At 73.1% G+C, this 26482-nt stretch carries 24 protein-coding genes; 13 read left to right on the forward strand and 11 right to left on the reverse strand.

Annotation, left to right across the window (positions count from 1 at the left end; all coding sequences use genetic code 11):
• Window positions 1–83: 83 nt before the first annotated feature.
• Together ACGFYV_RS02610 and ACGFYV_RS02615 are read left to right on the forward strand one after the other, a co-directional pair.
• Window positions 84–1925 carry an FUSC family protein gene (locus ACGFYV_RS02610; protein WP_393876489.1) on the forward strand — a complete coding sequence of 614 codons (1842 nt, stop codon included), beginning with the start codon at window positions 84–86 and terminating at the stop codon, window positions 1923–1925.
• A 134-nt stretch (window positions 1926–2059) separates the two neighbouring features.
• Window positions 2060–2329, forward strand: coding sequence for a thioesterase family protein (locus ACGFYV_RS02615; protein ID WP_393876490.1), 270 nt, complete (start codon window positions 2060–2062; stop codon window positions 2327–2329).
• A 73-nt stretch (window positions 2330–2402) separates the two neighbouring features.
• Here ACGFYV_RS02615 and ACGFYV_RS02620 read toward each other — a convergent pair whose 3' ends face one another.
• The gene (locus tag ACGFYV_RS02620) at window positions 2403–2783 is read right to left on the reverse strand and encodes an NUDIX hydrolase (RefSeq protein ID WP_393876491.1); all 381 of its coding nucleotides are present in this window, start codon (window positions 2781–2783) and stop codon (window positions 2403–2405) included.
• Window positions 2784–3221: 438 nt separating this feature from the next.
• Between ACGFYV_RS02620 and ACGFYV_RS02625 the strand changes: the two genes are divergently transcribed.
• Complete coding sequence (locus ACGFYV_RS02625; protein ID WP_393876492.1) at window positions 3222–5144, forward strand: glycoside hydrolase family 5 protein; 1923 nt, start codon at window positions 3222–3224, stop codon at window positions 5142–5144.
• 74 nt (window positions 5145–5218) lie between these two features.
• Here ACGFYV_RS02625 and glpK read toward each other — a convergent pair whose 3' ends face one another.
• Both glpK and ACGFYV_RS02635 read right to left on the reverse strand, forming a co-directional pair.
• On the reverse strand, window positions 5219–6733 hold the full coding sequence (glpK, locus tag ACGFYV_RS02630; RefSeq protein WP_393876493.1) for a glycerol kinase GlpK: 1515 nt from the start codon (window positions 6731–6733) through the stop codon (window positions 5219–5221).
• Between the two features lie 61 nt (window positions 6734–6794).
• On the reverse strand, window positions 6795–7562 hold the full coding sequence (locus tag ACGFYV_RS02635) for an IclR family transcriptional regulator (RefSeq protein ID WP_393876494.1): 768 nt from the start codon (window positions 7560–7562) through the stop codon (window positions 6795–6797).
• Between the two features lie 222 nt (window positions 7563–7784).
• Between ACGFYV_RS02635 and ACGFYV_RS02640 the strand changes: the two genes are divergently transcribed.
• Window positions 7785–8270 carry an ATP-binding protein gene (locus ACGFYV_RS02640; protein WP_393876495.1) on the forward strand — a complete coding sequence of 162 codons (486 nt, stop codon included), beginning with the start codon at window positions 7785–7787 and terminating at the stop codon, window positions 8268–8270.
• Between the two features lie 25 nt (window positions 8271–8295).
• Here ACGFYV_RS02640 and ACGFYV_RS02645 read toward each other — a convergent pair whose 3' ends face one another.
• Window positions 8296–9177, reverse strand: a complete 882-nt coding sequence (locus ACGFYV_RS02645; protein ID WP_393876496.1) for a diacylglycerol kinase family protein — start codon at window positions 9175–9177, stop codon at window positions 8296–8298.
• Window positions 9178–9329: 152 nt separating this feature from the next.
• Entirely contained in the window at window positions 9330–10922 is a 1593-nt protein-coding gene (locus tag ACGFYV_RS02650) for an FAD-binding oxidoreductase (RefSeq protein ID WP_393876497.1), read from the reverse strand.
• A gap of 85 nt (window positions 10923–11007) precedes the next feature.
• Here ACGFYV_RS02650 and ACGFYV_RS02655 point away from each other — a divergent pair, with 85 nt between their 5' ends.
• From ACGFYV_RS02655 to ACGFYV_RS02670, 4 genes are all read left to right on the forward strand, one after another.
• Window positions 11008–11607, forward strand: coding sequence for a TetR/AcrR family transcriptional regulator (locus tag ACGFYV_RS02655; protein ID WP_393876498.1), 600 nt, complete (start codon window positions 11008–11010; stop codon window positions 11605–11607).
• Window positions 11604–13223, forward strand: coding sequence for a glycerol-3-phosphate dehydrogenase/oxidase (locus ACGFYV_RS02660; RefSeq protein ID WP_393876499.1), 1620 nt, complete (start codon window positions 11604–11606; stop codon window positions 13221–13223). Before ACGFYV_RS02655 ends, ACGFYV_RS02660 begins: the two co-directional genes overlap by 4 nt.
• Window positions 13224–13467: 244 nt before the next feature.
• Window positions 13468–14244: a YqjF family protein gene (locus tag ACGFYV_RS02665; RefSeq protein ID WP_393876500.1), complete on the forward strand. Its 777-nt coding sequence runs from the start codon at window positions 13468–13470 to the stop codon at window positions 14242–14244.
• A 67-nt stretch (window positions 14245–14311) separates the two neighbouring features.
• Complete coding sequence (locus tag ACGFYV_RS02670) at window positions 14312–14998, forward strand: hypothetical protein (protein ID WP_393876501.1); 687 nt, start codon at window positions 14312–14314, stop codon at window positions 14996–14998.
• Here the strand turns inward: ACGFYV_RS02670 and ACGFYV_RS02675 are convergent.
• Window positions 14990–16222 carry an MFS transporter gene (locus tag ACGFYV_RS02675; protein ID WP_393876502.1) on the reverse strand — a complete coding sequence of 411 codons (1233 nt, stop codon included), beginning with the start codon at window positions 16220–16222 and terminating at the stop codon, window positions 14990–14992. The two genes, ACGFYV_RS02670 and ACGFYV_RS02675, sit on opposite strands and share 9 nt — an antisense overlap.
• A gap of 620 nt (window positions 16223–16842) precedes the next feature.
• Between ACGFYV_RS02675 and ACGFYV_RS02680 the strand changes: the two genes are divergently transcribed.
• Entirely contained in the window at window positions 16843–17811 is a 969-nt protein-coding gene (locus tag ACGFYV_RS02680; RefSeq protein ID WP_393876503.1) for a CAP domain-containing protein, read from the forward strand.
• A 51-nt stretch (window positions 17812–17862) separates the two neighbouring features.
• Here ACGFYV_RS02680 and ACGFYV_RS02685 read toward each other — a convergent pair whose 3' ends face one another.
• A complete protein-coding gene (locus ACGFYV_RS02685) occupies window positions 17863–19314 on the reverse strand; it encodes a purine-cytosine permease family protein (protein WP_393876504.1) in 1452 nt (483 codons plus the stop codon).
• A gap of 281 nt (window positions 19315–19595) precedes the next feature.
• On the opposite strand from ACGFYV_RS02685, the gene ACGFYV_RS02690 reads away from it, so the two are divergent.
• Together ACGFYV_RS02690 and ACGFYV_RS02695 are read left to right on the forward strand one after the other, a co-directional pair.
• Complete coding sequence (locus tag ACGFYV_RS02690; protein ID WP_393876505.1) at window positions 19596–20516, forward strand: serine hydrolase; 921 nt, start codon at window positions 19596–19598, stop codon at window positions 20514–20516.
• A 112-nt stretch (window positions 20517–20628) separates the two neighbouring features.
• Window positions 20629–21708, forward strand: a complete 1080-nt coding sequence (locus ACGFYV_RS02695) for an NAD(+)/NADH kinase (RefSeq protein ID WP_393876506.1) — start codon at window positions 20629–20631, stop codon at window positions 21706–21708.
• Between the two features lie 101 nt (window positions 21709–21809).
• Here the strand turns inward: ACGFYV_RS02695 and ACGFYV_RS02700 are convergent, their stop codons facing one another.
• Window positions 21810–22175 (reverse strand): CAP domain-containing protein, encoded by a 366-nt coding sequence (locus tag ACGFYV_RS02700; RefSeq protein WP_393876507.1) that lies wholly within the window; start codon window positions 22173–22175, stop codon window positions 21810–21812.
• Window positions 22160–23497: an RNA polymerase sigma factor gene (locus ACGFYV_RS02705; protein ID WP_393876508.1), complete on the reverse strand. Its 1338-nt coding sequence runs from the start codon at window positions 23495–23497 to the stop codon at window positions 22160–22162. The genes ACGFYV_RS02700 and ACGFYV_RS02705 overlap by 16 nt, the downstream gene beginning before the upstream one ends.
• A 305-nt stretch (window positions 23498–23802) precedes the next feature.
• Between ACGFYV_RS02705 and ACGFYV_RS02710 the strand changes: the two genes are divergently transcribed.
• On the forward strand, window positions 23803–24276 hold the full coding sequence (locus tag ACGFYV_RS02710) for a hypothetical protein (RefSeq protein ID WP_393876509.1): 474 nt from the start codon (window positions 23803–23805) through the stop codon (window positions 24274–24276).
• 90 nt (window positions 24277–24366) lie between these two features.
• On the opposite strand, the gene ACGFYV_RS02715 is transcribed toward ACGFYV_RS02710, so the two are convergent.
• On the reverse strand, window positions 24367–24861 hold the full coding sequence (locus tag ACGFYV_RS02715) for a hemerythrin domain-containing protein (RefSeq protein WP_393876510.1): 495 nt from the start codon (window positions 24859–24861) through the stop codon (window positions 24367–24369).
• 292 nt (window positions 24862–25153) lie between these two features.
• Here ACGFYV_RS02715 and ACGFYV_RS02720 point away from each other — a divergent pair, with 292 nt between their 5' ends.
• Complete coding sequence (locus tag ACGFYV_RS02720; protein WP_393876511.1) at window positions 25154–25645, forward strand: peptidylprolyl isomerase; 492 nt, start codon at window positions 25154–25156, stop codon at window positions 25643–25645.
• A gap of 113 nt (window positions 25646–25758) precedes the next feature.
• On the opposite strand, the gene ACGFYV_RS02725 is transcribed toward ACGFYV_RS02720, so the two are convergent.
• The gene (locus tag ACGFYV_RS02725) at window positions 25759–26349 is read right to left on the reverse strand and encodes a cysteine hydrolase family protein (RefSeq protein WP_393876512.1); all 591 of its coding nucleotides are present in this window, start codon (window positions 26347–26349) and stop codon (window positions 25759–25761) included.
• Between the last annotated feature and the right edge of the window lie 133 nt (window positions 26350–26482).

Here is a 26482-nt window from a genome sequence, read left to right on the forward strand (position 1 = left end):
CGCGGGCGGCGCGGAGCGGGCGCCGACCAGTGCCCGGGACCGGTGCCCGGGAATCGGGCCGGGCCAGGTGATATACACCGAACATGCCCCCTTCGCCCGCGCCGGTCCCCGCCGCGAACGGCGGCGGCCGGCGGCGTTCGGCCGCCGGTCTGGCGCATGTCCTGACCCCGCACGGCGCGCTCGCGCTGCACCGGGTGGACGGTGCGTTCCTGTTCGCGCTGCGCGCCGCGCTGGCCATGGCACTCGCGGCGCTGCCCGTCGTCCTGGCCGGACGGCCCGATCTCGCCGTGTACACGATGCTGGGCTCCTTCACCACCACGTTCGGGCGCAACCTGCCCTACGACCGCCGGGCCCGCGTCCTGGCCGTGGTCGCGGTGGCCATGACGGCGTCCGTGGGTGTGGGTTCGGCGCTCGCCGCGGTGGCCCGTCCCGCGCAGAGCGAGGTCGGTGCCGCCGTGGTGGTCGTGGCGACGGCCGTGGTCGCGGGGCTGTCCAAGTTCGCCTGCGACGCGGCCCGGCTGGGCGGGCTCGGCGCGGTGCTGCTGCTCTTCTCGTTCGCGGTGGCGGCCAACGGGACCCCCTCGCTCCCGGACGTGCTCCCGCACACGGCCCTTGCCGCGCTGGGCGCGGCGACGGCGTGGGTGCTGGCCGTCCTGGGCCGGTACGTGCACCCGGAGCGTCCGGAGCGCCTCGCGGTGGCGGCGGCGCTGCGCGCGCTCGCCGAGCTGACGGAGTCGGCGGGCGACGGCGTCCGCCGCGCACGGCACCGGGCGACCGCCGCGGTCCTTCAGGAGTACCGGTGCCTCGGTCTGGTTCCCCCGGCGGGTACCGGGCAGGTCCACCGGGCGACCACCTGTGCGCGTCTGGCCGACCTGTCCTGGTCGTTGCTGATCGAGTCCAGCCGTCACGCCGCCGCCGACCGCGCTGAGCTGGCCCGGGATCTGCGCCGGCAGGCCGATCTCCTCACCGAGCGCCGGGAGCCCCGTCCTCCGATCCTTCCCGGGCTGCCCGTGCACACGGACCCGGCGGCCCGGGGAAGGGGCTACCGGGCGGGTGAATCGGCCACGTCGGGCACGTCAGGCAAGCCTGGCGAGTCGGGCAAGCCGGGCGCGTCGGGCGAGTCGGGCGCGTCGGGTGAGTCGGGCGCGTCGCCGAACGACGCGGCGGCCCAGCGCGCGTGGGAACTGATGCGTGGGCGCCCCGGCCGCCACGTCGCCCCGGCGGTCCTGGTCGTACCCGCGCTGCGCATGGTCCTCGGCACGCTGGTGGCGGGCGGGACGGCCGTGGGGCTGGGGCTCGGCCACGGATACTGGGCGGCGATCTCGGCCGCCGCCGTGCTGCACGCGGTGAATGTCCGTACGACGGCGCAGCGTGCCGTCCAGCGCACGCTGGGGACAGCCGCCGGCCTGCTGATCGCCCTCGGCGTGCTGGCCGTCCATCCGCGTCCGGTGCTGCTCGCCGTGGTGATCGTGGTCCTGGAATTCCTGCTGGAGTACGCCGTCGCGGGCAACTACGGCCTGGGCGTCGTCTTCCTCACCCCGCTCGCGCTGCTGCTCAGCGAGTTGGCCGCGCCCACGCCCGCCGGGGCTCTCGTCCGCGACCGTGCCCTCGCCAGCCTGCTCGGTATCGGCGCCGGGCTGGCCTGTGCCCTGCTCGTCGTCCACGACCGGGCCGCCGTACGCGTGGAACGCGCGCTGGCCGCGTGCACCGAGGCGATCGAGCGGGCCGAACACGCCCTGGCCGACCGCTCCGCGCCGGCGCGGCCGGTCGTCCATGTGCGACTGGCGGTGGCCGTGGTGGAACTGCGCGAGGCCGACGACGCCGCGGCGGGCGAACTGTGGCCCGCCGGCATCGATCCCGCCGCCCTGGCCGCCGCCGAACAGCGTGCCTACCTGCTGCTGGGGCGGCTCCTGCGGGACCGGTGATCCGGGGGGCGCTAGCGTGAGGGCATGCGCCATCACATGGACGACGACATGCGCCATGAAGTGACCGACGCCGACACCGCGCTGGTGATGGGCAGTGGTGATGTGCCCGTGCTCGCCACCCCGCGCCTGATCGCGTGCTGGAGGCGGCGACCGTACGGGCCGCCGAGCCGTTCACCGGCGCCGGCCGGACGACCGTCGGCACCTCCGTCCGTGTGGAGCACCTGCGTGCCACGCCGGTGGGCGGGCAGGTCGAGGTGACCGCCGAACCGGTGCCGGGGGCGGCCGGCCGACGGCTCACGTTCGTGGTGCGCGCCGTCGACGGCTCGGGGGAGCTGGTGGCGCGCGGCGAGATCGACCGGGCGGTCGTCGACCGGGAGCGGTTCCTCGCATCGGCCCAGGCGTGAGCGTGCCGCCGCGCAAGCTGCTCGCGCAAGCTGCTCGTACGGGGTACCCACTCGGCGTACTCACACCGCGTACTCACACGGGCGTGTGTCCCCGAAGGTATGCGCGCACGGCAGCGGGCAGGGGGCTGCCGATGGCCTCCGCGAACGGGCACCAGCGCAGCTGGTCCGCCGTCAGACTGGCCCCCTCGGACGGGGACCGGGTCAGCAACTGGCACACCACGGCCGGTATCGCGTCCTCCGCGCCCTCTCCCCGGTGCTCCAGCGGCTGGGAGCCGTCGACGAGGTAGCCGGTGAGTTCGTAGACGATGCGCGCGGCCGTCGCCTCCGCCGACTCGGCCGGTTCCGCGGTGCCCGAGGGCAGCACCCAGTCCTCGCCACGCGCCACCAGCAGCAGCTGCCCGTCGTACACCACGACCGCCTGCACCACGGCGCCTGCGGCCTGATCGAGCGTCATCTCCGACCCACCCCTTCGCTGTTCCTGTCCCGACTCGCCGGCCGCTCGCACGGCCGGGCTCCGGTTCCCTACCCAGGAGGGGCGTCCGCGCACCTCGGCGCGCCGACTCGTCCTCGTGGCGCGCCGACTCGTCCTCGCGGCGCGCGCTGGCGTCAGTTCCGGAGCTGGTCGAGGAACGTCCGCGGGGTGACGTCCACGACGGAGCACTTCGGCGGCCCGCAAGAGGGCCTTGTGCCGTGGGGAGTCGGCGGGGCGGGGCGGGCACGGACCGGCTGCTCCCGGGCCCTTCCATGAGCGGGCGGCATCGTGGAGACTGCGCGCGACCGGGAGGCCCGCGCCCCTCGGTCGCGCGATGTCTCCACCCCTGCCACCCCTGCCACCCCCGACACCCCTGTCCCCCGACACCCCTGCCACCCCCCGACCGCAAGGGCTGCCCTCATGCCGATCGCCTCCGCCCCGCTGCGTCTGGCCGCCGCCACCGCAGGATTACTGCTCATGGCCACCGCGTCCACGACCGCGTCCGCCGCCCCGGCACCACCGGCGCGCTCCTACACCCCGCACGCCACCCGAGCCGCCGACCCGGCCGCCTGGACCGCGCCCCTGTCGACACAGGGCCGCTACATCGTCGACGCCCGGGGCGACCGCTTCCGGCTGAAGGCCGCCAACTGGGACGGCGCGCAGGGGTCGTGGACCGGGAGCGGCAGCGTCCTGGATCCGGCGAACCATCACGCCGGGCAGGACTCGCACGGCATACCCCTCGGTCTCGACCGCGTCCCGCTGGACCAACTGCTCGCGGATTTCCATGAGTTGGGTGTCAACACGATCCGGCTGCCGTTCTCCGACGAGATGATCCACGCGACGGCTCCCGTCCCCGACGACGCCGTCACCGCCAACCCCCGACTCCGTGGCAGGACTCCGCTCCAGGTCTACGACGCGGTGGTCGACGCGCTGAGCGGGAGCGGGTTCGCCGTCATCCTCAACAACCACACCGTCACCTCCCGTTGGTGCTGCGGTGTCGACGGCAACGAGCGCTGGAACAGCGGTCAGTCCACCGAACGGTGGGCCGACGACTGGGTCTTCATGGCCCGCCGCTACGCCTCGGTCCCCCGCGTCGTCGGGGCCGACCTGTACAACGAGGTCCGCCGCGACGTCCTCGACGACCCCAACTGGGGCCTGGGCGACGACCACGACTGGTACGCCGCGGCCCGCCTCGCCGCCGACCGCATCCTCACCGAGGGCGACCCGCGCCTGCTCATCGTCATCGAGGGCATCAACTGGACCGGTGTGCCGGTGGACGGCCTCCCGCACGGCCGACCGATGCTCACCCCGGTCCGCACGCTGTCGCACACCCTCGTCGACGCCCACAAACTGGTCTACTCCGCCCACTTCTACGGCTACACCGGCCCGCACCACAGCGGCGCCACGGGCCTGGGCGAGACCCACGACCCGCGCTACCAGGACCTGACGCCCGCGGAGTTGATCGCGGCCATGGACGACGAGGCTTTCTTCGTCGAGGAGTCGGGACGGCACTACACGGCGCCCGTCTGGGTCAGCGAGTTCGGCATCGGGTCCGGTGAGACGAACGCGGCGGCACGCGCCTGGTTCGGCCATGTCACCGACTACTTCGCCGACCACGACGCCGACTTCGCGTACTGGCCGCTGGTGGGTTTCGAGGGCCACGACGACTGGGCCCTGCTGCGCTACGACGGCGCGGGCCACCGCTCGGGCATCCTCGACCCCGCCGACTGGCGCGCCACGGCGTGGCAGCACCTCATGTCCGCGCCGAGCACGTCCGGCCCCGTACCGGCGGTGCCGGTGTGGCGGATGCTCAGCACGGACCACGGTGACGCGGTGGAGTCCCTGCTGGTGCGGGCCACCGGGGACTGGGACTCCGGTGCGTACAAGGCGGCCTGCCCGGACGGGCTCAGGCTCGTCGGTCTGAGCCACACCTCCGGCCGCGGACTGTGCACCGACTCCGGCGCGTCCGGTCTGCGGGCCTCCGGTACGGGGCAGACGGTCGTCACCGACGAGCGCCACGTCCCCGAGGGCGGCGACTGGGCGTCCGGCTACACCAAGTTCCAGTGCCCGTCGGGCTCGTTCCTCATCGGCTACAGCGAGCGCGGCGAGCGCGTCTCGGCGGCGCTGTGCGCTCCGGGGCGTGTCGCGCTGTCGGGCAGCGGGCGCACGGTGTGGTTCGACCGGTCGGACAACCGTCCCGCCGACGGGGCCGGCGGCGACTTCGCCCAGGGCAGCTACAAGGGCCAGTGCGCGGTGGACGAGTACGCGGCCGGCATCGCGTTCACCACGCGCGTCGGCAGCAGGCCGGGGCCGGCGGCCCTGCTCTGCCGCACCCTGCCGTGACCTCGGGTCGACCGCGTCTGCCGCACCCTGCCGTGACCTCAGACCGACCGCGTCTGCCGCACCCTGCCGTCGCCTCAGGTCGACCGCGCCGACCTGACCCACCCCAGGGACCGTTCGACGGCCTGCTGCCAGTCCTCGTACTCCGCCTCACGGCGGTGCGGGTCCATGTCGGGCAGCCACTGGGCGGCCCGGTGCCAGTTGCGGCGCAGGACCTCCAGGTCCGACCAGTAGCCGGCGGCGAGTCCGGCGGCGTAGGCGGCGCCCAGGGAGACGGTCTCGGCGACCATGGGCCGTACCACGGGGACGTCGAGCACGTCGGCCACGAACTGCATGAGCAGGTTGTTCGCGGTCATGCCGCCGTCCACCTTCAGCTGCCGCAGCGGCACCGAGGAGTCGGCGTTCATGGCGTCGACGACCTCGCGGGTCTGCCAGCCGGTGGCCTCCAGGACGGCTCGGGCCAGATGTCCCTTGGTGATGTACGAGGTGAGGCCGACGATGACACCGCGCGCGTCGCTGCGCCAGCGGGGCGCGAACAGGCCGGAGAAGGCGGGGACGATGTAGCAGCCGCCGTTGTCCTCGACGGTCCGGGCGAGCGTCTCGATCTCCGGGGCGCTGCTGATCAGCCCCAGGCGGTCACGGAACCACTGGACCAGGGAGCCGGTGACGGCGATCGACCCTTCCAGGGCGTAGACGGGCGGCTGGTCGCCGATCCGGTAGGCGACGGTCGTCAGCAGCCCGTGCCGGGAGCGTACGAGATCGGTGCCGGTGTTGAGCAGCAGGAAACTGCCGGTGCCGTACGTGCACTTGGCCTCGCCCGGGGAGAAGCAGGTCTGGCCGAAGAGCGCGGCCTGCTGGTCGCCGAGCGCGGCCGAGATGCGGACGCCGGGGACGAGGGCGCGCGCGTCGCCGTAGATCTCGGCGGAGGATCTGATCCCGGGCAGCATCGCGCGGGGGACGCCGAAGCAGGCCAGCAGTTCGTCGTCCCAGTCGAGGGTGCGGATGTTCATCAGCATGGTGCGGCTGGCGTTGGTGGGGTCGGTGAGGTGGAGGCCGCCGTCGGTTCCTCCGGTGAGGTTCCAGATGAGCCAGCTCTCCATCGTGCCGAAGAGGACGTCACCGTTCTTCGCGCGTTCCTCCAGGCCCTTGACGTTGTCGAACAGCCAGCGCACGCGCAGCGCCGAGAAGTAGGTGGAGGGTGCCAGGCCGCACCGGTCGAGGAAGAACTCCGCTCCGGGGTCGTGGCCGAGTTCGTCGACGAGCGGTGCGGTGCGGGTGTCCTGCCAGACGATCGCCCGGCTCACCGGGGCGCCCGTGTGCCGGTCCCACAGGACGGTCGTCTCCCGCTGGTTGGCCAGGCCGATGGCGGCGACCTGGCCGGCGTCGATCTCGCCGGCGGACAGGGCCTCGGGCACGACGCGCTGGAGGTTGTTCCATATCTCGACGGCGTCGTGCTCGACCCATCCGGGCTTCGGGAAGTGCTGCTGGTGCTCCCTCTGGGCGACGGTCACCAGCCGTCCCCGATGGTCGAACAGGATGCAACGGGTGGAGTTGGTGCCCTGATCGATGGACATCACATACCGCTCAACCATGATCAGGTCCGCCTTCCCGTGCGGTGCGGAGGGGGCGAGGGGGCGATGGGGCCGGTGGGGGCTACCAGCGGGCGGCGCCCAGGTCTCGGGAGATCGCCCGCGCGGCCTCGCGGAGCAGGGTGAGCAGATTGCCCCGCGGCGTGCCCTGGCTGTCGCAGATCCGCTCGACCGGGCCCGAGAGGCAGATGGCACCGACGACGAGGCCGCCGTGCCCGCGGATCGGCGCGGCGAGCCCTGCCTCGCCCATGCTCATCTCCTGGATCTCGGCGGCCCAGCCCTGGTCGCGGACCTCCGCGAGCGCCCGAGCGAGATCCTCGGGCGTGACGAGGGTGTGCCGCGTGTAGGCCTCCATCCCCGACTCGATGACCGGCTCCAGGGGCGCGGTCCCGTAGGCCAGCAGGATCTTGCCCAGTGAGGAGGCGTGCAGGGGCAGCAGTGCGCCCACGTCCAGGCTCTGCAGGGAGTCGTCCGGCCGGAAGACGTGGTGGACGACGAGGACCTTGCCTTCCAGGGGGGTGCCCAGGCGCACCGCCTCGCCGCTGCGGGCGGCCAGGGCGTCGGCCCAGTTGATCGAGCGCGAGCGCAGCTCGTTGACGTCCAGGTAGCTGGTGCCGAGGTGCAGGAGAGCGGCTCCGAGCTGGTATTTCCCGGTCGCCGCGTCCTGTTCCACGAAATCCACGTGCTGGAGCGTGCGCAGGATGCCGTGGGCGGTTCCCTTGGCCAGTCCCAGGGAGGCCGCCACCTCGCCGAGTCCGAGTCTGCGGGGACCGCCGGCGAGGAGACGCAGAATCGCCGCCGCCCGTTCGATGGACTGGACTGGGCCTGCCATGAAGCGAGCGTATTACCGTCACAGCCGCTTCGCTTGGCGTGCGGGGCGTACGCAGGCGCCGCGCGGGGGCCCGCCGTTCGGCAATGCCGACCCGGATTCATTGACCGGTTTCGTCCGTCTCCTTACCGTTCTGCCAGGTCTTGGCACGGTGTCCGAGGCCCAGCGCCTGACCTGCGGGGCTCATCCCCTGGAGACCCGCAGGGCTCACCCCCTGGAGACAAGATGGCGGTACAGCTCAACACGCTGGTTCGGGAGGCATACGAACACGTCTGCCCGGTGCCCCCCGCCGCGGGGGCCGTCCCGGCCGCGCGCCGGCAGGTGGCCACGCTCCTCGACGACTGGCACGTGTCGGCCGAGATCGTCGACGACGCACTGCTGGTGGTGTCGGAACTGATCACCAACGCGATCGTCCACGCCCTGCCCCCGGCTCTGCTGCGGGTGTCCTGGATCCGGGAGGACGCTTTCGGCACCCTGCGCGTGGAGGTGTCCGACAAGGGCCCCGCCCTCGCCGCCGGCCGCTGCCCCCCGGGCGTCGACCCGGACGAGCACGGTCGGGGCATGGAGATCGTCCACGCGCTGGCAACCCGCTACGGCCTGCACGTCGCCCCCGGCGCCATCACCCGCTGGGCCGACCTCGTCGCCCTCAGCGACGGCGCCGGCGCCTCCCACCTCTTCCCCGACCAGCGGACAGTGGCGCCCCCTCGGTGAGCGGACCTTCGGCCGGGCACGGCCGTCAGCAGAGCACCGCCAGGTCGCCCGGCCGGACCCGGGCCGTGACCGGGAGGGTGGCCTCGACCTCGCCGTCGGCGCCGTAGGGGACCGGGCGGGAGGCTTCGATGCGCAGTTCGCGGCCCCGGAGGACGCGGACCTCGGGGCGGCGTATGTGGGCGCCGGTCTTCAGCTCGTTCATGAGGGCGAAGAAGAGCCGGCGCGGGGCCTCCCGGATCATGACGATGTCGAGAAGCCCGTCGTCGACCTTGGCGCCGGGTGCGATGAGGCGGCCCGAGCCGTAGTAGGGGGAGTTCGCGGCGACGACGGTGTAGCCGCGGTGGGGGTGCTCCTCGCCGTCGACGGTGATCCGGTAGTCCGCCGCGCGCCAGCCGGCGACCGCGCGCAGGCCGCCCGCGTAGTAGGAGGCGGAGCCGCGCAGCAGGCGGGCGTGGTTGGCGTGCCGGTTGGCCAGGGCGTCGACGCCCGCGTAGACGCCGCCCAGGACCACGGTGCGCTGGTGGACGGCCGATTCCAGCTCGATGGTGTCGACGGGCCGGGGTTCGGCGCGCAGGAGGATGCCGGCCAGGGCCTCGGGGTCGTGGGGCAGGTCCAGTGCGCGGGCGAAGTCGTTGCCGCGGCCGGCGGGGACCAGACCGAGCACGGCTCCGGTGCCGCTGAGCGCTCCGCCGATGCCGCCCGCCATGCCGTCCCCGCCCACCGCCAGCACCACCCGGCCGTTCTCCCCCGCCCGGCGGGCCAGTTCCTGGGCGTGGGCGAGACTGTGGCTGTACTCGGTCTCCAGGGTGGCGCCGGCTTCGCGCAGGAGCCGGGCCACCCGGAGGAGCGTCGCCGCCCCGGTGGAGCCGCCCGCGGTCGGGTTGACGACGGCGGTGAACTGTCGCATCGGTGTGCCTCCGGGGCGGTGACGGGTCGGGAGACGGATCGGGAGACGGATCGGGGATCGATAGGGGACGGAACACGGGACGGACCAGGGGACGGACCAGGGGGCGGATCGGTCGGCGTGCGGGAAGCGTACGGATCGCCGGAAGCGTACGGTCAGTCGGTGGGCAGCAGGACGCCCGGGTTGAGCAGTCCCTCGGGGTCGAGCCGGCGCTTGACGGCGCGCAGCGCGTCGACGGCGAGGGGGCCGGCTTCCCGGACGTACCAGTCGCGGTGGTCGGTGCCCACGCCGTGGTGGTGGGAGATGGTGCCGCCGACGGCCAGGATCGCCTCGTTGGCCGCGTGCTTGGCTGGTGTCCAGTGCGTCACCGGGTCCTCGCCCTGCGCGCTGACCACGGTGAAGTACAGCGAGGCGCCGTTCTCGTACACGTGGGAGACGTGGCACATCACCAGCGGCGGGGTGCCGGCCTCGGTGAGCGTGTCGGTCAGCGCGGTGCGCACGGCCGTGTACAGCTCGGGGACGCGGGACCAGAAGGCCGCCGTCTCCAGGGTCTCGGCGAAGGCCCCCACGTCGAGGAGGGCGTCACGCAGGTAGGGCGCGGAGTAGCGGCCGTGGGCCCAGCGCTCGCCCGGCTCGGCGCCGACGAGGGTGCCGCCGCACTCGCGCAGGACGGCGGCCGCCTGCTCGCGGCGCTGTGCGGTGTCCTCGGCGGTGCCCTCGTACCCGGTGATCGCCAGGCATCCGGCGTCGCTGTTCGCGAGGCCGGCGCCGATCGCGTCGGGCTGGGCCAGGCCGATGAGGGTCTCGGTCTCGTCGGAGAGCCGCAGGACCGTGGGCCGGGGCCCGTCCTGGGCGAGCCGGCGCAGTGCGGCGGCCCCCTCGTCGAAGGAGGCGAACCGCCAGCCCTCGTAGACGCGCCGCTCGGGCAGCGGGCGGACGCGTACGGTCACGGAGGTGATGACGCCGAAGGCGCCCTCGGAGCCGAGGATCAGCTGGCGCACGTCGGGGCCGGCGGCCGAGCGCGGGGCGCGGCCCGTCTCGACGGTGCCCTCGGGGGTGGCGAGGGTGAGGCCGAGGACCATCTCGTCGAAGCGGCCGTATCCGGCGGAGGCCTGACCGCTGGAGCGGGCGGCGGCGAAACCGCCGACGGTGGCCCACTCGAAGGACTGCGGGAAGTGCCCGAGGGTGAACCCGCGCCCGGCGAGCAGGGCCTCGGCCTGCGGGGCGCGCAGGCCCGGCTGCAGCACGGCGGTACGGGAGACCGGGTCCAGGTCGAGCAGGCCGTCCATGCGCCGCAGGTCGAGAGCGACGAAGTCGCGCCGCTCGGGGGCGAGGCCGCCCACGACGCTGGTGCCGCCGCCGAAGGGGACGACGGCCAGTGCGTGCGCGGAGCAGGCGCGCAGTACGGCGAGGACCTCGTCGTGGGAGCCGGGCAGGACGACGGCCTGCGGAACGTCGGTGGTGTCGCCGGAGCGGATGCGCAGCAGGTCGGGGGTGGACTTGCCGCGGGTGTGCCGGATCCGGCTCTCCGCGTCCGTGCGGACGTGCTCGGCGCCGCCGACCGCGTCGGCGAGGGCGGCCAGTGCCGCCGGGGCCGCGGTGGGCCCGGACACGGGGACGTCCGTCAGGGCGAGCGGTTCGGTGCCGCGCGGCTTGACGCCGAGCAGGTCGCGCAGCAGTGCGGTCACCGAGTCGGGCAGCGGCGCCGCCTTGACCGGGTCTCCCCAGCCGTTCCACAGCATGTCCATTGAACGGTCGTCCTCACACGGTCGGTTCGCTCGGTTCGTGCGGCGCGATGGTCCGCCCTCCCCCAGGGGCGTTACACTGTGACACATGACGCCCATTCGTCACAACCGTTCGGACAGTGACACCGTGCTCGACGCGGTGCGCGACTGCGTCCTGGCCGTCGGCGTCCGCCGCACCACCCTCGCCGACGTGGCCCGCCGCGCCGGCGTCTCCCGGATGACGCTGTACCGCCGCTGGCCCGATCTGAACTCGCTGGTCGGCGACCTGATGACCCGTGAGTGGCTCGACGTGGCCAACCGGTCCATGCCGCAGGTCACCGAGGGCACGGACGCGCGCGCACGGATCGTGGAGGGTCTGGTCGCGGGGGTGGAGGCGTTCCGCGCCCACCCCCTCTTCCACAAGATCGTCGACGTCGACCCCGAACTCCTGCTGCCCTACGTGCTCGACCGGCGCGGAGCGAGCCAGGAGGCACTGCTCGCCCTGATGACCGAGGGGCTGCGCGAGGGGCACACGGACGGGTCGGTGCGCGCCGGCCACACCGACCGGCAGGCCCGCGCCCTGCTGCTCACCGTGCAGTCCTTCGCCCTGTCGCTGCGCACCATGACCGACGAGGACGACCCCGAACTCGACACCCGCGCCTTTCTCGGCGAACTGCGCATCCTTCTGGAGAGGACCCTCACGCCATGAGCCCCACCAGCAACCGGGACGAGCACCCCGGGGCAGTCCCCGGCTCGTCCCTCGGCGCCGGCCGGCGCACCCGCGACCTGGCCGCGGCGGCGGACGGCAGGGTGGCCGACGTCCTGGTCGTCGGGCTCGGCGCGACGGGGGCGGGCGCCGCACTGGACGCCGCCGCCCGCGGGCTCGACGTCGTCGCGGTCGACGCCCACGACCTCGCCTTCGGCACCTCCCGCTGGAGCTCCAAGCTCATCCACGGCGGGCTGCGCTATCTGGCCTCCGCGCAGTTCGACGTCGCGCACGAGAGCGCCGTCGAGCGCGGTGTGCTGATGACCCGCACCGCCCCGCACCTGGTCGCCGCGCAGCCCTTCGTGCTGCCGCTGACCCCGCTGGTGTCGCGGGCCCAGGCCTCGCTCGCCTGGGCCGGGTTCCGGGCCGGCGACATGCTGCGGCTCGCCGCCCGCACCCCGCGCCAGGTGCTGCCCGCGCCGCGCCGGCTGTCGGCGACCGAGGCCCGCCATCTCGCGCCCTCGGTGCGCACGGCCGGCCTGCGCGGCGGTCTGCTCTCCTGGGACGGCAAGGTGAGCGACGACGTCCACCTGGTCACCGCCCTCGCCCGCACCGCCGCCGCGCGCGGCGCCCGGGTGCTCACCCGGGTCAGGGTGCTGGAACTCACCGCGGCCGGCGCCCGCTTCCGCGACGAACTCACCGGCGAGGAGGGCGAGATCAGGGCCCGCGCCGTCATCAACGCGACGGGCGTGTGGGCGGGCGGTCTCGTCGACGGCATCCGCATCCGCCCCTCCCGCGGCACCCACCTGGTCCTGCGCTCGCAGCGCCTCGGCGCCCTCCCGGCCGGCCTGCACATCCCGATACCCGGCGAGACCAACCGCTTCGTGCTGGTCCTGCCCCAGGGCGACGGCCGTACGTACGTCGGCCTCACCGACGAGCCGGTCGAGGGCGAGATCCCGGACGTGCCCGAGGTGCCGGAGACGGACATCGGCTTCCTGCTGGACGTGCTCGGCTCGGTGCTCGACGCGCCGGTACACCGCGACGAGGTCGACGGCGCCTTCGCCGGGCTCCGCCCGCTGCTGGACACCGCGGACCACGAGGGCCCCGACGGCGCCTCGCCCCGCACCTCCGACATCTCGCGCCGGCACGCCGTGCTCACCTCGGCCGAGGGCGTGACCACCGTGGTCGGCGGCAAGCTGACCACGTACCGCCGGATGGCCGAGGACGCGGTCGACGCGGCGGTCGAGGCCCACCGGCTGCCCGCGGGCCCCTCCCCCACCGCCGCCCTGCCCCTGGTCGGCGCCGCCGCCCCCGACCGGCTCCGCGCCCTGCGCGCGCCGAGCCGCCTGGTGCGCCGCTACGGCACCGAGGCCCCCGCCGTCCACGCCCTCGCCGAGCGGGACCCGGCCCTCGCCGAACCCGTCCTGCCGGGACATCCGGTCACCCGCGCCGAACTCGTCTGGGCCGTCCGCCACGAGGGTGCCCTGGACACGTCCGACCTCCTGGACCGCCGCACCCGCATCGGCCTGGTCCCCGAGGACCGGGCGAGGGCACTGGACGCGGCGCGGGACGCGCTGGAGCGGGGTGCGCTGGAGCGGGGCGGCGAAGCAGTGAGGTGAGGCCGGTGACGGCGACACCCTGGTGCGGCCGGGTCGCCGCCCCGGCCGCCCACGCGGGCCGGGGCGCATCGGGAAGGCCTTCCGGGTCCGGGAAACCTCCGGGTCCGGGGAACACGGGGCGAACACGGGCGAGTACGGGGCCGGGTCGCTCGTCGTCGGCCCCCGGTGCGGCGCCGTCACGGTGTTTCGCCTCGGGGCACCGGGGCATTCGGTGCGCGTGGTCTCGTACGGGCCGGAGCGGCGCGTGCACGTCCCCGCGCTGCGTGCCGGCTGGCTGACGCAGACGTTCGTCCACTGGCCCTACCCGGCGGAGCAGGTGCAGCGGCTGGTGCCGGACGGCCTGGTGGTGGACACGTACGACGGTGCCGCGTGGGTGAGTCTCACGGCGTTCGTGATGGCGGACCTGCGCCCGTCGGTGCTTCCGGCGGCCGTGCCCGGCCTGCCCGCCTTCCCCGAGACGAATCTGCGCACGTACGTGCGGCGGCCCGACGGACGGGACGGGCTGTGGTTCCTGTCCCTGGAGGCGGGCTGGTCCGCGATGCTCGCCGCCTGCGCGGTGGGCGCTCCGTACCACGTGGCACGGCTGCGCGTGTCGCGGGCGAGCGGCGTCGTGACGTACACCGGCTCCCGGCGGCACACCGGTGTCACGTACCGCCTGTCCGTCCGCCCCGGCGACCCGATGGCCCCCACCCACCGGGACGTGTGGCTGACCTCGCGCTGGCGCGCCTTCACCAAGCGGCTCGGCGTCATCTGGGAGACCCCCGTCGAGCACGTGCCCTTCCCGCTGCGCGGCGCCCGCGTCGAGGCCCTCGAAGAGACGCTCACCCGCGCGGTGGGGCTGCCTCCGCCCGGCACCGAGCCCCTGGTCCACTTCTGCGACGGCATCCACCGGGTACGCCTGGGCGCCTCCCGCCCGGCGCAGCCCCTCCACGGCCACCGCACGGCGGACGGCCACCACACCGCGGACGGGCACTCCCGGACCGGGGCGGCGCACGGCCGGCACGGGTGGGCAGCCGGATGACCCCGATGTTCTCGATGTCCCCGACGTCCCCGACGTCCCCGCGCGGGCGGGCACCCGGATGACCGCCATGTTCCCGGCGCGATCCCGGGCCACCCGCGATCCCGGGCGCCCGGAGCCGCACCCGGCGCCGCGACCGGCGCGGCCCGTCCGCCTCCGGTTCGACGGATGGATCGCGGGACTCGGTACGGCGTCCGGCACGCGCCTGGTCCTGGGCCACTGGGCGGACTCGCCCTTCGGCCCCTTCAGCGACGTGATGCTCGAACACGCCGGCGGCCACCGCCTTCTCCTGGCCCCGACGCGCCGCACGGCCGACTTCGTCGCCCGCACGTACGCCTTCGACGAGGTGTGTGTCGTGCCGGTGCGGGTGGGCGTCGCCGGGAACCGCTGGACGGTCGTCGCCGGCTCCCTGCTCGACCTGACCTTCACCGTCGGACGGCGGGGCGCGCTGGGCATCCTGCTCGGCGCCGTCCCGGGCCCGGTCTCCGCGCGCCCCTTCTACGCCACCGTCACCGACCCCGCGGCCCGCCTGCTGCTCGGCGTCCGCACCCGCGGCACCGCCGGCGCCGGCCGGCACGAGTGGTACGGCGCCCACGACCTCCACCCCGTCACCACCGCGTCCGTCAGGCTCGGCGGACGGGACCTCGGCCCCCTCACCCCCGTCGACCCGCCCGTGCACGTCGGCTTCGGCTCGACACCGCGCTCCCCCTGTCTCGTACGGGTCACCACCACGGTGCGGGCGACGAGGTCAGCGTGAAGACGACACCGCGTCTACGGTGCGGACGACCGGCGGGTGCCGTCGCACCCGGACGCCGACGGCCGCGACGAGCACGACCGCGCACGCCGTGAACACCAGCCCGGCAACGCGCACGCCCAGCGTCACGGCCAGGGCGCCCACACCGACGACGGGCAGCGAGATGCCCAGGTAGGCGATGACGAAGAAGGCCGAGATGGTGGCGCCCCGGTGCTCCGGGGGCGCCGCGGCGCTCACCAGGGTCAGGCCGGCCCGGAACGCCATGCCCTGTCCCGTGCCGCCCGTGACCGCGCCGAGCAGCAGCACCGGGAAGGACGCCGCCGCCAGCGAGGTGCCGACCAGGACGAGGCTGGCGACGAGCACGGCGCAGCCCCACGTGAGGGCGGCCTGGGGACCCAGGCGTCCCATGAGCACCTGGCCGGCGGTCGAGGCGCAGAACACGCAGAAGGCGACGGCGCCGATCACCGCGAGGTTGCGCTCGTGCAGCGTCTGGGAGAGGAACGCGGGGGCGACGGCCGTGAAGAGGCCGAGCAGGGCGAAGCCCGCGAAGGCGGCCAGGGAGCAAGGCGCGAACACGCCACGTACCTCCGGCGGAACCGTCATGCCCTGGGGGCGCAGCGAGGGGCGCGGCCCGGTGTGGTGGACGGTCTCGGGCAGGAGGCCGACGACGACCAGGGCGAGGGCCAGGAGCGCCAGGTGGACCAGGAAGGGCAGGGTGAGCGGCCAGGGCGCGTACTGGGCGAGGACGCCGGACAGGAGCGGGCCGAGTCCCAGGCCGCCCATGTTGGCCGCGGTGGCCGCCAGGGCGGCGCGGGCCCGTCGGTCCGGTGGTGCGAGGTCGAGAACGGCGGCGGTGCCCGTGCCGCTCAGCAGCCCCGCCGAGAAGCCCGACAGCACACGCCCCGTGTACAGCAGCGGGAGTCCGCCCTCGCTGAGGAAGCAGACCGCGCTGAGCGCGGCGAGGACCAGCGCGGCGGCCAGCACCGGGCGCCGCCCCAGGACGTCGGAGGCGCCGCCGGCGACCAGCAGAGCGGTGATGACGCCCACCGCGTAGACCGCGAACACCACGGTCACGATCAGTTCGGAGAACCCGAGCTGCTGCCGGTAGAGCCCGTAGAGGGGGGTGGGCAGCGTGGTGCCCACCATCCCCACGGCGAAGACGGCCGCCGCGGCCTTGTAGCCCGGCCGGCGGCGCCGCGGACGAGACACGGCGTCGGTGTCGATCACACTTCACCATAGGCACGGGGGTCCCGGTGAGCCGCGGTGAGAACGGCCGGGCGGGTCAGTCCGGGCAGGGCCGGATCGCGGGGCCGGATTCCGGGGGCACGTGGCGGGGCCGGATTGCGGGGCTACATGGCGGGGCCGGATTGCGGGGCTGGATTACGGGGCCGGATTGCGGGGTCGGATTACGGGCCCTGACAGGCTCCGCCGCCCTTCGGTTCCGTGACTTCCGTCACGTGGGGCTCGCTGTTCGGGATGCCGGATAGTAGATGCCCCTCTGCCGACAAATGGGATTTGTCCGTCTTGATCCAGGTGCGGATCGCACCGCTTCCGAACCTGCTCCAAGCAATTGATCGTTTCGCTCGCTTTTGCAAACTGTGACGGCTTCTGACGGAGTGTCAGGGGACCGCAAGGGGAGCGCGCAACGGGTCCGCACACTGCCTTTCCCCTCACCGTGGGCTCCCAGGTCTACGAGCTCGGGTAGTACGAAGACCCCTTTGCGCTCGCAGTGAAGGGGTCCTAAGAATGGCGACCGCAGAACGGCTCCGCAGCTCAGTTCGGCAGGCGGAGTACGCGCAGAGGCAGCCGCAGAAGGGGCGCTCGGCGACTACCGAGTGAGGTCACGCATGAGTAAGCACCGCAAGAAGCAGCACTACCGCCGGATCGTCATCGCCGCTGTCGCCGTCAGCGCCGTGGGCGTGCCGACCGCCGCCATGGCCTGCACGGGCTGGGGGAACGACCCGGCGGCCCAGGCCGCGGGCGCGCAGCAGCCGATAGGCCAGGGCCAGGGTGACGACGCGAGCCTCTGGCACCAGTGGAACCAGGCCTGGTGGGGTGGCGACACCGGATCGGCCACACCGTCGGCGACGGCATCGGCCACACCGTCGACCACGGCATCGGCGACGCAGACCCCGACCGCCCCCGCGAGCACCGCCCCGACCGCCCCCACCCCCCTCAAGCACCACGCGCACAAGCACAGTGCGCACAAGCACCACGTACCCAAGCGCAAGCACCATGCGCGCCCGCACACCCCCGCCGCCACCCCCAGTGCTGCCGGTACCCCCAGTGCTCCCAGCGCTCCTAGTACTCCCAGCGCGCCCAGCGCCCCGAGCACGCCCAAGGCGACCGCCCCCACGACCGCCGCCCCCACCACCACCGCCCCCGCGGCGCCGAGCACCCCGAAGCCCACCGCCACGACCAAGTCCGCCGCCCCGGCGTCCGGGACCGTCGCCCGTATCGTGCAGCTCGTCAACGCCGAGCGCGGCAAGGTCGGCTGCCCGGCCCTGACGCTGAACGCGACGCTCACGAAGGCCGCGCAGGCGCACAGCGACGACATGGCGGCGCACAAGAACATGTCGCACACCGGGTCCGACGGGTCCGACCCGGGCCAGCGGATCACCGGCGCCGGCTACACCTGGAGCGCCTACGGCGAGAACGTCGCCTACGGCTACTCCACCCCCGAGCAGGTCATGGCGGGCTGGATGTCCAGCTCGGGCCACCGGGCCAACATCCTCAACTGCTCGTTCAAGGAGATCGGCGTCGGTCTGGCACAGCCGGGCAGCTACTGGACGCAGGACTTCGGAACCGCCCGCTAGTCACGGCGGTTCCCGGCGCGGGCGGTCCGGCGAGCCCCTGTGGAGCCCCTCTCAGGGTTCCCGGTGTTCGTGGGCCGCCTGTTCCAGTTCCGCGGCCTCCGCCTCGGCGACGCGCATCTCGGCCTCCACGTCGATCGAGCGGGTCAGCCACCAGTAGAGCAGGGCGGAGACGGGCAGCCCGACGAACAGGGAGATGTCGGCTCCGCCGAGCGCCTCGGCGGCGGGTCCGACGAACAGGGTCCCGACCGCGAAGAACGGGACCATGACGGCGAAGCCGACCAGGTACGAGAGGATCCCCTGCCAGCCCCAGCGTCCGTAGATGCCGTGCGGGTTGAAGATCTCGGCGACGGCGTAGTGCCCGCGGCGCACGACGTAGTAGTCCATGAGGTTGACCGCGGTCCACGGGATGAACAGGTAGAGCACCAGCAGCAGGAAGTTGTTGAAGTTCTGCAGGAAGTTGGCGGTCGCGGCCAGTGCGCCGACCAGGGAGAGCACCGCCGTCAGACCGATGGTCAGCATGCGTACGCCGAGCGTGGGCCGCACGCGCTTGAACGAGTCGATGGCGCTGATGAGGGTCAGTGAACCGCCGTACATGTTCAGCGCGGTGACGGAGACCAGGCCCAGCGCGGCGAAGAGCAGCACGATCGCGCCGAATCCGGTGAACACCTCGTCGCCGGCCGCGTTGATCGACGTGATCGTCTCGAAGTTCTTGCCGGCCCAGGCCGCGAGCAGCGCTCCGAGCACCATGAGCCAGATGCCGCCGAGGGCGGAGCCGAAGTAGGTCCAGTAGAAGGTCTTGCGGACCGTCACGTAGGGCGGCAGGTAACGCGAGTAGTCGGAGACGTAGATGGCCCAGCTGATCTGGTAGCCCGCGACCACGCCGAACTGGGCGAGGAAGGGCGTCCACTTGAAGCCGCCGAGGTCGAACGAGCCCGGCGGGTAGTGCAGGTTGACGAGGACGCCGACGGTGAAGACCCCGAAGACGACCAGGAAGGTGTACGTCAGGATCCGCTCGGCCTTGTGGATGATGTCGTAGCCGACCAGGGCGATCACGAGCGCGACCACCGTGACCACGACCACCCACAGTTTGACGCTGCCGTGCAGCGTGGTGTGCAGGGCGTCGGCGGTGAGGATGGTGTTGAAGACGTTGAAGCCCGCGTACTGCACATAGGCGAACAGCCACACGAGAAGCGCCCCGACGTAGCCGAACTGGGGGCGCGACTGGATCATCTGCGGCAGGCCCAGCTGGGGCCCCTGGGCCGAGTGGAAGGCCATGAAGAAGGTGCCGATGAGGGTGCCCGCGGTGATCGCGAGGAGCGACCAGACGAGGTTGCCGCCCTCGGTGATGCTGATCAGCCCCACGGCCAGGGTGGCGATCTGGGCGTTGGACATGAACCAGAGCGGTCCCAGGTGCCAGAGTTTGCCGTGCCGCTCGTCGAGCGGCACGTAGTCGATGGACCGGACCTCCAGGCCCGACACTCTGGGCTCCGCTGGTGTGCCCATGACGCCTCCCGAAGCCGGTCCGTCTCTCTGAGCACATTTTCCCCGCACACCCCCGTTCAGGCGCGCCTGACGCTCATCGCGGCGCCGCAGGTTCTGCACAGACACCCCTGTGTCACACCGCGCAAGCACAGGTCACTCTCGGTTCACCAGCGCACCTGTTGCCCTGCTCACAATTCAGGCATACGGGGTCTCGTCGTGGCAGCGGTCACTTCGCGAATCGGGCGTTTTGTTTACGTTCGCTGTCGCGTGTCCCTCCCACCGAACTGCTGAGGCCTTGCACCATGCCCTACCTGCCCCGCCCCTCGAAGCATCCGCGGCGCCCCCGGAAGGCCGGGTGCCAGGGCAGGCGTGCGGTGGTGTCCTGCGCGCTCGCCGCGGCGGCGCTGGCCGCGGCCGGCCCCCTGTTCGCGACACCGGCCGCCGCCGCCACGACCACCTCCATGGTCGCCACCACGACCACGGCCGCCGCCACGGCCGACTTCCCGGCATCGGTGCAGGCCAAGGGCAAGCAGCGCGTGACGGCCGCGGTCCTCGACCTGGACGGCGCGGGCCGCACGCCCCGCGTCTACGGTGACAACACCCCGTACGACACGGCGAGCATCGTCAAGGTCGACATCCTCGCCACCGCGCTGCTCCAGGCCCAGGACTCCGGGCACCCGCTGACCGCTCGGGAGCGCGCCCAGGCGGAGGACATGATCAAGCACAGCGACAACGCGGCGGCCAACGCGCTGTGGAAGAAGATCGGCCGCGCCCCGGGCCTCGAAGCGGCGAACAAGCGGCTGGGCCTGACCGCCACCCAGGGCGGTCCCGGCCCCAAGTGGGGCCTGACCCGGACGACGGTGAGCGACCAGATACGGCTGCTGCGCGCGGTCTTCGACAGCGGGCCGACCACGAGGACGGCGACCGGACCCGCGCTCGACCAGGCCTCGCGCACCTACCTCCGCACCCTGATGAGCCGCATCGCCCCCGAGCAGTCCTGGGGCGTCTCGGCGGCGGACGACGCCGGCTGGGCCCTGAAGAACGGCTGGCTCCAGCGGAACACGACCGACCTGTGGGACGTCAACAGCGTCGGCCGGATCACCAAGGGCGGACACCACTACCTCGTCGCGGTCCTCTCCGACGGCAGCAAGTCCATGCCGGAGGGCGTCGCCCTGGTGGAACGGGCGGCGCGGTCCGCCGTCTCCTCCACGACCGCCCACTGACACATCTGCCCACCGACGCACCTTTCCGGCGGCGTGGCATGTGGTGTGGCGGCGCCGTTCGCGGGTGAGGATGACACTTGAGACGGTCCGGCAGGGAGGCGGGTGTGCGGGTATGACGGTGAGCCGTGTCGGCCTGGTCGTGCACAGCGGGCGGGCGGAGGCCGTGGCCGCCGCGCAGGCCGTGCGCCAGTGGTGCGCCGACAACGCGGTCGGGTGCACCGACATCGACGTGTGGCAGGAGGGCGCGCGGCACAACGCCCACGAAGAGGTCGTCGCCGCACACGATCCCGACCTCATCGTGACGCTGGGCGGGGACGGGACCTTCCTGCGCGGCGCCCGGCTGGCGGCGGAGAACGACGCGCTCGTGCTCGGTGTCGACCTCGGCCGGGTGGGCTTCCTGACGGAGGTCCCCGCCCCGGCGGTGTGCGCCGCCCTGGACGCCGTACAGGAGGAGCGGATCGACATCGAGCGGCGGATGCTGCTCACGATGCGCGCGTCGTGCCGGCTGGAGGTGCCGCACAACATGGACGCCCTCGTGCGGTACGGCCGGGGGCCGATGCTGCCGCCGCCCCGGGTGCGGGTGGAGTGCGAGACCGGGGACGACTGGGGTGTCGCGCTCAACGTCACCGCGCTGAACGACATCGTCGTGGAGAAGCTGGCCCGGGACCGCCAGGTGTCCGTCGCCGTCTACCTGGCCGGCCGGCTCCTCGCGTCCTACTCCGCGGACGCGCTGCTCGTGGCCACGCCGACGGGTTCGACCGCGTACAGTTTCGCCGCCGGTGGCCCGGTCGTCTCGCCCCGTGCGGAAGGGCTGCTCTTCACGCCGGTCGCCCCGCACATGGCGTTCAACCGTTCGGTGCTGGCCGCCCCGGACGAGCCGATCGCGCTGCGGGTGCTGGAACGGTCGGGGCAGGCGGCCGTCAGTATCGACGGCCAGGTGCGCGGGGTGCTCCACCCCGGGGACTGGATCGGCGTGTACGCCTCTCCGCGCCGGCTCAAGGCGGTCCGGCTCGGCCCGATGGACTTCTACGGCCGGCTGCGCGACCGCATGAACCTCACGGACGCGCCGGCCGCGGTCGCCGACGGCGTCGCGGCCCCGCTCTGGCCGGTCACCACCCCACCACCCGGCGACCTCGCACACCTCGCCCTGCCCCCGACCCCACCCCCCGTCGACAGACCGGCACCCAACTGACGGCCGGGCATACGGACTTACGGACATACGGACACTGGCGTAGCGCCGCATCGGCGCACCGACGTACACCCTCGTACGGTGACGCCGGCCCCTCGGCGGTGTCACAGCTTGGCGCCGAAGTCCTGTGTCCACCAGGGGCCGCCGGAACCGCGGTGGACGCCGACGCCGATATCCTTGAACGAGCAGTTGAGGATGTTGGCGCGGTGGCCGGGGCTGTTCATCCAGGAGTCCATCACCGACTCCGGGGTCTGCTGGCCCTTGGCGATGTTCTCGCCGTACGTGGACCAGCGGTAGCCCGCGGCGGTGATGCGCTGTCCGGGGTCGGCGCCGTCCGGGTTGGTGTGGTCGAAGAAGCCGCGGGCGGCCATGTCGTCGGAGTGGTCCTGCGCGGCCTTCTCCAGTTGGGGGTCCTGCGTGAGCGGGCCGCAACCGGCCGCCGCCCGTTCCTTGTTCACGAGCGCGACCACCTGGGAGACGGTGTCCGACGGTGTCGGCTGCGGCGGCTGGGCAGCGGGCGGGGTTGTCCGAGGGGCCTGCCGGGGTGGCGACGCGGTCTTCTTCGCGGGCTGGGGGGTCTTGCAGCCTTCGCCTTCTCGGAGGCCGACGCGGGCGGAGAGGCGGAGGACGACGACGATGCCGAGGTCGAGGCCGGCCGGGTGGCCGTGGCGGAGTCCGGGGACGAGTGGTCCGTGAGGGGTTCGTCGGCGCTCCGCGCGGCGGTCGTGTCCTCGCCGCCGGCGCCGGGGTCCACGCCGAACGGACCGAAGTACCAGAGGCCTCCGCCCGCGACACAGGCCGCCACCACGGCGCCGCCGACCGCCCGGCGCCGTATTCGCCGTCGCCGGCGGGCCTCGCCGCGGGAGGCCGCCCGCCGACCGCGCGGGGCGCGGTGCCCGCCCCCGGCACCCGAGCCGGCGGGGCCCGACGCGGCCTGTCCTGCGGGCGCGTCGAAAGCGGAGGCCGAGGCCGAGGTCGAGCCGGTCACGGCCGTACCGCCGGTGGCGGAGCGCGTCTTCGCCAGCAGCGCGGGCGTCGCCGCGACCAGGGCGAGTCCGGCCAGCAGGCCCTCCGCGGGCATCAGTCCGCTCCACAGGCCCGCGCAGCGCGGGCAGCCGCGGGCGTGCCGGGCTATGCGTTTGCGCCACAGCGCGGAGGGCCGGCCGTCCCAGCCCGCCAGTACGCCCCGCAACTCCTCGCAGCGCGGCCTCGCGTCCAGCGCTCGTACCACCACGCGGGCCGCCTCCAGTTGGGCCTTCATCCGCTGCACGCGGACGGCCGTGTGCTGGGGCGACAGCTCCAGCGCGACGGCCACCTCCGGTCGCGTCAGCTCGCCGGCGCACTCCAGCCACCACAGCGACAGCAGGGCGCGGTCGTCGGGCTCCAGCCGACGTGTCGCCCGTGCGGTCTCCTGGCGCTGTCCGGACAACTGGAGCTGCGTCATCGTCAGGTCCACGAAGTCGGCGCCCGGGTCGGCGAGGTCGGTGGCGTCCTCGACGGTGCCGGGGGCGAGTTGCCGGTCGTGCCAGTACGTGCGCACCTGGTTCACGGCGATCGCCACGAGCCAGGAGCGGAAGCTCTCGGGGGCGCGCAGCCGGGGCAGCGCGTCCAGGGCCCGCAGCATGGTCTCCTGCACCACGTCGTCGACGTCGACGGAGCCGTTCAGGGCTCGGCCCACGATGTTGTAGACCAACGGCAAGTAGGCGCCGACCAGGGCGTCCTGGGCCGCCGGGTCCCCCTGTCGGGCAGCGCTCACCAGTGCCGCGGCGTCCACCGTGTCCTGTGTCCTCATCAAAAGCTTCCCTGTCCTCGACGCCGCACGACGCGGTCCGACACCTGTCCGATGCCTGGGAGACCACCCGGCGAGCGCGGGATAACAGTTCTTCGGATCTCCGTTGCACGAGAGGTTCTTCGCACCGGCCGACGCGCGCAATGGGACGCATCACATCGGACGCCGGCGGGACTTAGGCCCCGCGGTCGGCGAATTCGACGCCGCACGCAACCAGACACACCCCCAACGCGTCCTCGTCGCCACGAGGAAGATCCGTGCGGCGGCCTCGGTCCAGGACCGGGGCGAGGACGAAGGGGGCGGAGAACGTGACGACGTGGGGGCTGGTCCTCGAGACGACCACGGGCGCCGGGGAACGCAAGCACATCGAGGCCTACGTGGTGGCTCACGTCACCGGATCCCGCGAGGAGGCGCTCGCGGAGCTTGAACGGCGGGCGCGGACCCACTCGCCCGAGCACCCCAGAAGCCCCAAACGCCGTCGGCTCCTGCGGCAGGACGACGGTTTCCTGCTCGTCGTCGACGGTGCGTGGCAGTCGTTCGTCACGCGATTCACGGTGGCGGAGCTGCTGGAGGACTCCGCCGCACCAGCACCAGCACCCGCACCAGCACCCGCGCCCACACCCACATCTGCACCCGCACCCACACCGGCACCCCCATCCCCACCCGTCGCCCCGGAACCGGTCGCGGAGGCGTCGGCCGCGCCTGCCGCTCCACCGACCGAGCGGTTCGCGGACGGAGTTCCCGTCAAACCGTCATGGCTGGGGCGTGACGACCTGCCGTGAGTCCGGCGACGCGGGTCGGCGCCGCCCGCCCGCGCCTGCCGACAGAACCGGCAGGCAGGCCAAGCGGCAGACGGGCAGGCACCGAACCGGTCAGTGCGCCGTATCGCCGGTGAGCAGGAAGTCCGGCGCCACGGCTTCCCAGTCCGGCTTGTCCAGCGTGTCGAGCGCCGCGCGGATCCGCTTCTCCTCGTAGACGAAGTGCGTCTCCATGAGCGCCGCGAGGGTGTCCATCTCGCGCCGGACCTCGGCGGGATCCTCGGCCCGGTCCAACTCGCCGACCAGCGCGTCGAGTCGTCGCAAGGAGTCCTCCACCAGCCGGTGGTCGCGGCGCAGTTCTGCCAGGACGGGCCTCAACCGCGGGAACTGCTCGGCCACTTCCGGGAAGGCGACGTCGTCCTCGCCGGTGTGATGACGGTTCAGTGCCGAGCAGAAGGTCAGGCAGTGCGTGCGCAGGTCCCGGAGCCGTGTGCCCCCGGCGAGATAGGCGTCGACGTCTTCACGCAGCGCCGCGAGCTGCTCGCGGAGCCAGAGGTGTACGTCGGCCAGCTGGTTGCCGAACGCCTTCAGGCGCCCGTCGGATGTCACCAAAGTTGTCCCTTTGGTTCGGCGCCTCCATGCCCTCGACGGTCTCCTTGCCGGGTACACGCGACGCTGATCCAAAGTCCTACCAACGCGGCAAATCCGCTGTCAATCACGCGATGACCGCCGCACGGCGCGGGGCTGCTGGGCCCTCTGTCAGAAGGACCCAGAACGCCCCAGAACGCGCCGGAACAGTCCGCGTTCCCACGCGCACGGACCGTAGCGAGCGCGGGTGCGGCAGCGCGTCGTGACGGGGTGCTGGCGACCGCCGGGGCCGAGCGAAGGTAGGTTGATCCCCATGAGCGAGAACGTCTACTTCGACATCACCATCAACGACCAGCCTGCCGGCCGGATCGTCTTCCGTCTCTTCGACGACGTGGTCCCCAAGACCGCCCAGAACTTCCGCGAGCTCGCGACCGGCCAGCACGGCTTCGGCTACGCCGGCTCCCCGTTCCACCGTGTCATCCCGCAGTTCATGCTGCAGGGCGGCGACTTCACCCGTGGCGACGGCACCGGCGGCAAGAGCATCTACGGCGAGAAGTTCGCGGACGAGAACTTCACCCTCAAGCACGACCGCCCGTACCTGCTGAGCATGGCGAACGCGGGCCGCAACACCAACGGCTCCCAGTTCTTCATCACCACGGTCGTCACGGACTGGCTCGACGGCAAGCACGTCGTCTTCGGCGAGGTCGTCGAGGGCCAGGACATCGTCGACCAGGTCGAGAAGCTCGGCAGCCGCAGCGGCTCGACGTCGGCGAAGATCGCGGTCTCCGCGAGCGGCACGGTCTGACCGGACCCGCACCCCGCCGAACCGCCGTGCCCCACACCCTGGGGCACGGCGGGCGCTCCGCACCGCCGTGGCAGCCGCGCTGCCGGAGCCCCGGCCACGACCGCGTACCGCACTCAGCCCAGGGACGAGACCGACGGCACGACGACGCCGTACACGTCGGCGATCGTGGCGAGCGCGCCGCGGTGGAGCTGGTCGGCGGACACGTCACCGGCCGCCGACGCCAGAGGCCGCGTCGCGCAGGCGTCGGCGACGACGGTTGGCCGGTTGCCCCGCAGGAACGCGCCGGCCGCGGTGAACGTGACGCACATGTGGGTCATGAACCCGGCGACGATGACGTCCTTGTTCCCGGCCGCGTCCACCAGCTCGCCCAGCTCGGTGCCGACGAACCCGTCGGGCGCCGTCTTGACGACCACGTCCTCGCCCTCGACGGGCGCCACCCGCTCGTGGATCGCGCCGATCTCGGCACGGATGTCGTACGGACTGCCCTCGCCCCCGTCGTGGACGACATGGATGACATGCGCGCCCGCCTCCCGCGCGCGGCCCAGCAGTTCGGCCCCGGCGTCGAGCGCGGCCCGCCAGCCCGTCAGCTCCATCACGCCGCGTGTGTAGGTGTTCTGGTAGTCGACGAGGATCAGCGTCGCGGCGGCCGGTGAAGCCGGGGTCTGATCGAAGCCGCTGATGTCCCGCAGAGTTGTCGTAGGCATTGCCGTGCCTTCCCAGGCTGGATGTTTCGAAGGTTTCGGCCATCGCGCGTTGGCGTCTCCAGGCTACGAATCCGCCGATCATGACGGCAATGTCAGATAACTTGCAGATACCGACATCGGACAGCTGATCGCA

Source organism: Streptomyces sp. NPDC048297 (assembly GCF_043201585.1).
GTDB lineage: Bacteria > Actinomycetota > Actinomycetes > Streptomycetales > Streptomycetaceae > Streptomyces.